Here is a 6,006-nt window from a genome sequence, read left to right on the forward strand (position 1 = left end):
GCGACTTGATCGGAGCGGCAGCGCGGTCAAACGTCGGAATGGCGATACCGGGCGCGATGATTTCAGCCAGTGCGACGGTGTCCTGAAATGATTCTTCGAGGAATGCACTATCGCGTGCCTTGCGGGCACGATCAGCAGTGCCGGCAGGAGCTTCTTCAGCCAGCTCGCCCTCGACGGCTTCTTCGTCCTTGGCCTTTTTCTCTTCCTCTTCCTTCTTCTTGCGCTCTTCTTCCTCGGAATCACGTGCCTTGTCGCCGACCTTGGCGCTGAGTTCATCGAGCTTGCCGAGAATTTCCTTGTGGCCTTCCTCGAGCGACGTCAGGCGTTTGCCATGCTCTTCCGCATCGCGCGCCTTGTCCTTGGCCTTTTCTTCGGCTTCCTTCTCGGCCTCGTCGCGCGCCTTGTCTTCAGCCTCTTTTTTGGCCTTGGATTCTTCCTCGGCCGCCTCGTCGGCGATCTTCTTCATTTCTTCCTCATCCTTCGCATCGTGCGCTCGGTCGAGGATCTTTTTCAGCCATTTGCTGGGCGTAGCCATTTGGTGTTTCTCCGCAGGTTGGGGGATTGATGCGTGGTCGCCAATAGCGCATCGCGGGCCACAGCGACCTTTCTCGACCAACGCGACATGGTTAAACAGGATGTTCCGTTGTTCGCCCTGACCGGGGCCGGTTTGAAAATACTCAGCGTCGTAGCCTGCGGAGACTTCCCGCTTGCCATCGCGCACGGCCTGGATCGTGTCCGGGTCTTTGATCAGAAGATCCACGAAAAGAAGGTCGTCCTCCGAGCCCTTGCCGCGGCGCGGATTCATCACAACACCCTTTTCGAGTTCCTTCCAGTTGGCTGGGCTAACGTCTTCGTCCGGATGGTCGTTGGTGACAGACTTGCCATTCAGGCTAGCCATCGCATCAGGTCGAAACACTTCCTCGTCAGTGCGATTGATGCGCACGAACTCTTCGCCATCCGCCTTGACCGGGGTTTCATCCGGACCGTAGATCATCTGGCCTGTGCGAGAAGCTGGCACGTCAAGACAGAGCAGATATCCTTCAGGCGTCAGAGATTGCTTGGGCCCAAGCTGCTCGACGGAATAAAAGCGGATTGCCATAGCGAATCAGGTTCCTGCGGTGACGCGCAGAGGCGTCGAACCATCGGCAGTGATGGCTGCGATGAATGTGTTGGCGCCGAGCGTCAGCACGACGCCGGGATTGGGGCAAGGAAGGATGGGTGTGCCGTCTGCGACAGTGACTACGTCCGCATTCGAACTCCCGAGCAATACGAACGCAGCCCGGCTGCCGAGGTTCTGCACCAGCACTTGCGTAGGCGTGCCCGTCGTGGGAATGGCGACGTTGGACGAAACCGTGCCAGCCGTCAGCGCTGCCTGGCCTGTCGGATTGATTGCAGCGAGTGCCATAGAGCCTCAAATGAAAAACCCCGCCGAAGCGGGGCTTAGTGCGAAGCGGTTGCGGTTACAGCTCGGTCCATTCGATCGAGCAGTTGAGCGCGGTGCCAGCAGGGAATGAGGCGCCGTTGCCGTTGAGCGAAAACACCTGGCTTGCGCTGCGCAGCACAATCCCCGCGCGAGTACCGGCGTTGTTGCCGAAGGTCCAGTTGACCGGGTCTTCTGCGATCGTGGTCGACGAGGTCGGCGTGAGCACCAGCACTGCGGCGCGCACCGGGCCGACGGATGTACCGACGGTCGGATTGGCGGTATAGGCCTTGACTGTTGCGCCAGCTGCTGCATCGCTCGGATCAGCAGGAATAGCCGCAGGGGTAGTCGACGTGCCACCGGTATTTGCCGTGCTGCGAACCAGCGCGACCAGATTGGCGGCGCCTACAGCAGTAGCGGTGCCCGTGCATTCCGCGCGCGTGACGCGCACGATATGGCCAGCAACGCCAGTGATGGTCAGCAGATCGGTAGCGGACGCGGCAGGCACGAGCCCGACGATGGTCGCCTCGTACGTGCGCTGCGTGATCGGGAAGACAGCGGTTGCGGTGTTGAACGATTGAGCAAAGGCGCTGCCGGCCATCGCCATGAGCGCTGCGCCGATTACGGCCATGCGGGTAAACTTCATTTGCAAATCTCCTGGGGAGGGTGGCCGGCGGATGCCGGGGTTGAAACTGAATCAGATATCGTCATCGAACAGTGGGTAGGCAAAACACCGGCAATTCCACACTTCGCCGGGACCGTGCCTCATGTAGCGGCCGTTTTCTTCAACTTCTGGAGGAGTGTCCCAACGGAAAATCTTGCCCTTCATAGCTTTGTGCCCGGGGCGCACGTCGCTGTCTTCTGCCGTCATCCACCGGTAGTGAGTGGACCCAGCGTGGACCGCGCGCGCCTGAGTGAGTGATGCTGCACAGCGTGCAGTTTCTGTGCGCGCTATGAGTAGGGCGCGCGATTCGCTGACGTCGCCAGACTTTAAAATCTCTTTCGCAATCTCGGAAGCGCGCGAACTGTTGATCAGGCTTTCAGTCGCGAGCTTGTGGACGCGCTGTCCGGCCTCGATCGGCAGACTCGTAATCAGCGTGACTTGACGCTCAAGAATCTCGCGCAGCATATCGCCCGTCGGGGCGGTGCGGATTTCCTCGCGCAGCAGTCGGCCCATCTCATTGCCATGAGCGAACCACGCAGCCTCGTCACGTCTGGACACTTCGCTGACCATGCCCCAGCCGACGGCGCGCGCCCACGGCCGCAAGATCTCTGCGTACCGGGTGAGCGTCGACTGCATCGAGTTCAGGTCATTGACATTCCCGTCAGGTGCAAACGCCTTAACGATGGCATTGATCTGCCGCGCGACGCCGCGCAACTGCCGGGAATAGGCGCGCTCAGCCTTGCGGCCATTCAGGAAGCGCTCGTCAGACTTCTTCTTGATGAATGAGACGATACCGCGGTCAGATGTTCTCGTTCTCATTTTCTTCCTGCTCGCCAGGGGCCATCCGTCCCGCGCCACCTGCGCCGCCCATCATCTCCGGATCAGGAGCGCTCGGCACATCAGCGGCCTTGGCGACATCCTCGTCCGTGATAGAGCCGAATATGCCGGTGGTATGACTGCTGATTCGCAACTCCTCGAGTCCCATCTTGGGCGTGATGATTCCGGCGCCGTCCACCTTCGTGATCGCATCGGTTACCTTGACGGCGATATCTGCTTTCTCGGTATCTGTGAGTTGCCACAACGAGCGGAAGTCGACCGAAAACCCATCGGGTAACTTGATGCCTTCTGACGCTGCGATCGCACGATAGATGCGTGTGACTGGAACACCCAGTCGAGCTTTCTGCTGATTCTTGACGTTGTCGTAATAGGTGCGCAGGGCCGATTCACCATCGGAACCTATCCCACCCGGAGACTGGCCGAACAGACGCACCAAAGGAATCTGCAGCGCCCCGGAAAGCTGCTCGCCAAGCTGGCGGATGACCTGATCAAGACCCGTGAATGCACTGTGCGTATCGGTGACAAACTCGTCCTTGCTGTCGATCATCGTGATGCCTTCGATCGACTGGAACTTGGACATCATGTTCACGTACTGCGTCAGACCTTGCAAAGCAGGTCCACCAGCGGACGCAATTTCGCGCAGGTCTTCAACCTTGAACGTGCGCAGATATGATTTGTAGACGAGCTGTGCGGCGCCGGTCGTCGCGCTGTCGAACGCGATCATGCGATCGTACAGGCGCTCGAGCACAGAGATGCCCCACATGTTCTCCATCACGCGCTGCCAGTAGGGCAGGCGGATGCCTTCGAGACGCAGGCAGCGCGAGTGGTGGATCTTCTTCAGCGGAAGGGCGGGGGAATCGGCCGTGATCGTGTAGAACTTCGGCAGCCCCAATTCCGGGCCCATCTCCGTCACCAGATCCTGCAAGCTCGGCTCGACCATCCAGCGGTCCAGCACCAGCAGCCCGCGGAATTGCCCTTTGCGGATCGTGTTCAGGCGCAGCGGTGTCGACGGGTCCTGCCCATCGATCAGCATGAACGCCAGACAGCCACCATACAACCGAGACCACTTGACCGTATCGTTGATCGCGTTCCAGATACCGAAACCGTTAGCGCTTTCCTGAATCTGCTCGACCTGGTCCGGATGCAACTGTCCTTTCAGGTCTACGCCGGCGCGCGTCATATCATCCGCAACGACGTCAACCGCAACGCCGCCGAGCCACGATCCGCGATGCACCCATTCGAGCAGGGTGCGCGTACGCGTGATCGGATTGAAGCCGTACTGGCTCGACGACATGAGGTTGTCGGTGCCCATGCCCAGGCGGGCTTGGAAGTTCTGAAAACTGTCGTTCGACTTGACGATCTTCTTTTCTTCCCGGCTCGCGCGCTGGGCCACGCCTTTGACGCTTCGTTTTTGGGTCATTTCTATTTGCCGAGACTGGCCCAGATGGCCAATCCGCCTCCTATCAGGTGCGAGAAGGCGCGAGATAACGCATCAACCTGGTCGTCGTGAACGCCATTCGGGAAAGTGCGCAATTCATCGACGAACTTGTTATTCCATGCGCCTCTGACCATCAGAACGTTACCCACATTGATTTGCGCTGCGACTGGCTCGGCGCGCGTTACCTTATCTCCAGATTCAGGAGATGTGACGACGGAATAACCGGCGAGTGCCCGGGTCAAATAAAGAACCTGGGTTTTACCCGCCTGACCTGGGTCCTGCGGAATGCTTACCTTCGTTGAGACCGAATCGGAGGCGGCGGTATTTACAATCGCCGCATCTCTCTCGTCCGGACCAACGCGAACGCGAACGACGTCTGCAATGACAAATCGCCCATCCTGAAGACGGCCCACCTTGATGCCTGCAGTCCAGTCTCCGGTTGTTGTGCTGGCCAAGTCCCAGCCTCGCACCCATGTGATGTGCATGTACGGCAGCGCATCAATGATCTTGATCTGGTCTGGCTTGAATATCCCGCCCTCAGCCGGCGCCGGCCGTTGCTGGTACTGCCCGGCGAACGTATAAGGCGATGCCGCCTCCATGCGGCGCAACTCTTCGACCGAGTGCTTTTCAGGCCATAGCGCGGTGCCGTCATCCTGCAGCGCAGGGAGACAAACGTGTTCCCACTTCTCGCCGTTGCCGCCAGCCAGTAGCCAGCCCGCCAGATCGCTCTCATGCAACCGCTGCATGACGAGAATGATCGGCGTGTCAGGTGAGTTCTTACGGGACTCAAACGTGTTCTGGAACCAGTCGATCACGTTCTGGCGCATCACGTCGGAGCGCGCCTCATCCGCCTTGTGCGGATCATCGATCAGTAGTGCGCCGCCGAAGCCGGGCCGATGCTTGCCGGCGCCATAGCCGGTGATTGTGCCGCCCGCGCCGACCGCATACATGATGCCGCCGGCAGTCGTTCGCCACTCGTCTTTAGCCTGGCTATCTTCGCGCAGGCCAACAGACGGGAAGATCGCCTTGTACTCGGCTTCCTGCACCAGACCACGAACGTCCCATGAGGATGCTGCAGCAAGGCGCGAGGAGTACGACGTATAGATGAACTCGCTATCCGGCGCGTGCCCAAGCGACCATCCGACGAAGTTCTTGACGATCTCCGTCTTGGAGTAGCGTGGCGGTATGTTGATGATGAGCCGCTTGCACTCACCGCGAAACACCCGCATCAGCGCTTCGCAGACCGTCGCATGATGCTGCGCCTGCTGCCACGTGTAGCCGCGGCGATTGACGAACATCCAGCGCGTGAACCAGAAGAGGTCGGCCATCGACAGCGAACGGTAAGCGCGCCGCTCTGCGTCGGTGAATTCCATAGCCTCATACCTTCGGGTTCGCGGCGTTCTCCGTCAAAACCTGCTTGATCTCTGCCAGTGTCGCCGGCGGTGCGTTGTTGACCACGACCGAGGGGGCGGCAGGCGGCGGAGTTTCCTCGGCCAGTCCGTATGCCTCGCGCTCGAGCGTGATCAGCGTCTTAAGAGAATCGGCGAGTTTCTTCATGCCATCGATGCGGCCGGGCGTCGAGATGACGCGGCGATACGCTTCGAGCAACTTTGACTCAGCGTCACTTCCAGTGTCGACGATCAACTC

The 6,006-nt window shown here is 59.8% G+C and carries 7 protein-coding genes; all 7 read right to left on the reverse strand.

The genetic code is table 11. The features are described from left to right. A partial coding sequence (locus tag VMU57_RS12740; RefSeq protein WP_325383955.1) for a DUF2213 domain-containing protein occupies window positions 1-994 on the reverse strand: 994 nt, incomplete at its 3' end. A gap of 111 nt (window positions 995-1,105) precedes the next feature. Continuing rightward, window positions 1,106-1,405 carry a hypothetical protein gene (locus VMU57_RS12745; RefSeq protein ID WP_325383957.1) on the reverse strand — a complete coding sequence of 100 codons (300 nt, stop codon included), beginning with the start codon at window positions 1,403-1,405 and terminating at the stop codon, window positions 1,106-1,108. Between the two features lie 55 nt (window positions 1,406-1,460). Next, complete coding sequence (locus tag VMU57_RS12750) at window positions 1,461-2,066, reverse strand: hypothetical protein (protein ID WP_325383959.1); 606 nt, start codon at window positions 2,064-2,066, stop codon at window positions 1,461-1,463. Between the two features lie 51 nt (window positions 2,067-2,117). Then, entirely contained in the window at window positions 2,118-2,903 is a 786-nt protein-coding gene (locus VMU57_RS12755) for a phage minor head protein (RefSeq protein WP_325383961.1), read from the reverse strand. Beyond that, window positions 2,884-4,341 (reverse strand): DUF1073 domain-containing protein, encoded by a 1,458-nt coding sequence (locus VMU57_RS12760; RefSeq protein ID WP_325383963.1) that lies wholly within the window; start codon window positions 4,339-4,341, stop codon window positions 2,884-2,886. Before VMU57_RS12760 ends, VMU57_RS12755 begins: the two co-directional genes overlap by 20 nt. A gap of 2 nt (window positions 4,342-4,343) precedes the next feature. After that, on the reverse strand, window positions 4,344-5,732 hold the full coding sequence (terL, locus tag VMU57_RS12765) for a phage terminase large subunit (RefSeq protein ID WP_325383966.1): 1,389 nt from the start codon (window positions 5,730-5,732) through the stop codon (window positions 4,344-4,346). A 4-nt stretch (window positions 5,733-5,736) separates the two neighbouring features. After that, window positions 5,737-6,006: hypothetical protein (locus VMU57_RS12770; protein ID WP_325383968.1), on the reverse strand; the 270-nt coding region annotated here is incomplete at its 5' end.

It is taken from the genome of Edaphobacter sp. (assembly GCF_035532915.1).
Classification (GTDB): domain Bacteria; phylum Acidobacteriota; class Terriglobia; order Terriglobales; family Acidobacteriaceae; genus Edaphobacter.